Origin of the sequence: Vibrio cincinnatiensis (genome assembly GCF_022113815.1) — a bacterium.
GTDB classification, from domain to species: domain Bacteria; phylum Pseudomonadota; class Gammaproteobacteria; order Enterobacterales; family Vibrionaceae; genus Vibrio; species Vibrio cincinnatiensis_A.
Genome location: NZ_SGOM01000045.1, coordinates 1 through 1,912, shown reverse-complemented (window position 1 = coordinate 1,912; position 1,912 = coordinate 1). Strand labels below are relative to the sequence as shown.

General features: G+C 36.9%; 3 protein-coding genes. 1 reads left to right on the top strand and 2 read right to left on the bottom strand.

Translation table 11 applies throughout. The features are described from left to right. The coding region (locus EXA13_RS16460) for a type II toxin-antitoxin system RelE/ParE family toxin (RefSeq protein WP_346346952.1) at positions 1-102 on the top strand (102 nt) is incomplete at its 5' end. A 655-nt stretch (positions 103-757) separates the two neighbouring features. Here the strand turns inward: EXA13_RS16460 and EXA13_RS16455 are convergent. Then, positions 758-988: a DUF2442 domain-containing protein gene (locus EXA13_RS16455; RefSeq protein ID WP_238105797.1), complete on the bottom strand. Its 231-nt coding sequence runs from the start codon at positions 986-988 to the stop codon at positions 758-760. Continuing rightward, complete coding sequence (locus tag EXA13_RS16450) at positions 981-1,301, bottom strand: DUF4160 domain-containing protein (protein ID WP_238105796.1); 321 nt, start codon at positions 1,299-1,301, stop codon at positions 981-983. The genes EXA13_RS16455 and EXA13_RS16450 overlap by 8 nt, the downstream gene beginning before the upstream one ends. Positions 1,302-1,912: the final 611 nt, after the last annotated feature.

The following is a 1,912-nucleotide window of genomic DNA, read 5'->3' as shown; positions in this document are numbered from 1 at the left end:
ACTCTGCTCGGTTACAGCTACCAAGATGGCACCGTTACCCTCGAATTGATAGCGCTTGGTTCACACGAAAACTTCTATCGTGATGTAAAGTTGTTTTACTGAATCTGAATGAGTCATAACGCTGCATTAAGGGGCAAGCAACGCAAACTACTGCGCTCAAACTAACCTGCCGTAACCTCAAATGCCAACCCGAACCCAAAATGCCACGCGTTGATTGTCCCTCTTAAATGCTTTGTTAGGCGATTTTATAAACTATTTCAATCCCTTACCAAAGAAACATCAGAACAAACCAAATTAAAACAACATGTGAGTTTAACATTGACCCTGTAATATTCACTTGCCAACAACGAAACTCATGGTCTAGTTCAAATAAAAAATCACGGCCACCAAGCTCATCGCAAAATCACTCAACTGTTAAGGATGAACTTAAGACTCGAAGAACGAGAAGCACAAAGCTTATCAAATATGAACAGACTCGATCGTTAACTTTTATGAGAACAGAAAATTGATAATATTTTCTTTGGCTACTAACTTGATAACTCCAACAACTTATTGATTAAATGAAACAATTCAAAGAATCACGATTAAGAATCAACGAATGATTTGTTTAATTTCACGAACATCGCCTAACGCCGCATTAAGGGGCAAGCAACGCAAACAGCTGGACTCAAACTAACCAGCCATCACCTCAAATGCCGACCCAAACCAAAAATGCCACGCGTTGATTGTCCCTCTTAAATGCTTTGTTATAAGCCTGTTACAAGGAATTTTTATATAAGTCTTCAATTGGGAATATCATCGTATAATCATCCCAATTTAAATTACCATCCAACAATTCAAACTGTAAGAATTGGGAAACATCTTTATACTTGTCATAGTCAGGATGACCATTACTAAAAATGAAAGGAGCAAAATCGACTACAGAAACATGCTTATCACTAAACTCAATTTCTAATATATGGCCTGTAACATGTTTAGCTTTAACCACTGATAACTCGTACATTTTTAACCTTCTTAGTAACTGTGATTGGAGTTATACTCTTTTTCTTAACAAAATAATCAATCCACTTATTTACTATATCATCAGCATAGCAATGAACAAACTCTTGGAATTCGTTTCGCTTCTTTAAATCTAAGCCAGCCCCTCTATCCTTTATAACAATTTTAGCAATACGTCCATTCTTTAAGTGAATCTCCGCTTTCGATTCTCTTCCTTGAAATTTTCCATGAATATGAATTGGCTCATGTTCATTACTGTAAAAAAACAAAATTATCCCTAAATATTCATATATTTTTGGCATACATGCCTCCTAAAAAATATACACATTTATGCATTCCAATGAAACTATCAAGTTTAGTAGTAAGAAATTTGAACACGATCAGGCTTATAACGCCGCATTAAGGGGCAGGCAACGCAAACAACTAAACTAAAACTAGCCAGCCGTCACCTCAAATGCCAACCAAACCAAAACTGCCACGCGTTGACTGTCCCTCTTGAATGCTTTGTTATGTAACTTTGCTAACTATTTCAAAGCATTACAAAGAACAGCATTGCCAAATATCGTTTAACTTACATGAAAAATTAGCAGTAACCCAGTAGAATTTGCGTGGCAACAACGAAACTGCGAGCCCTAGTTCAAAGAAAAAAATGACTGCCACCAAACTTATCGCAAACCCACTGAATCATTAACAACAAACTGAAGATTCGAAGAATAAAGAAGCCGAAAGCTAAATCAACATGCACGAAACCCACTCAGAGAAAATCGACATTGAAATTAGAACAATCATAAAAACACTTTAACTTTCAATATATTGTGGTCTTTTTCTCTACGGTTACATAACGCCGCATTAAGGGGCAAGCAACGCAAACAGCTGAACTCAAACTAGCCAGCCGTAACCTCAAATGCCCACC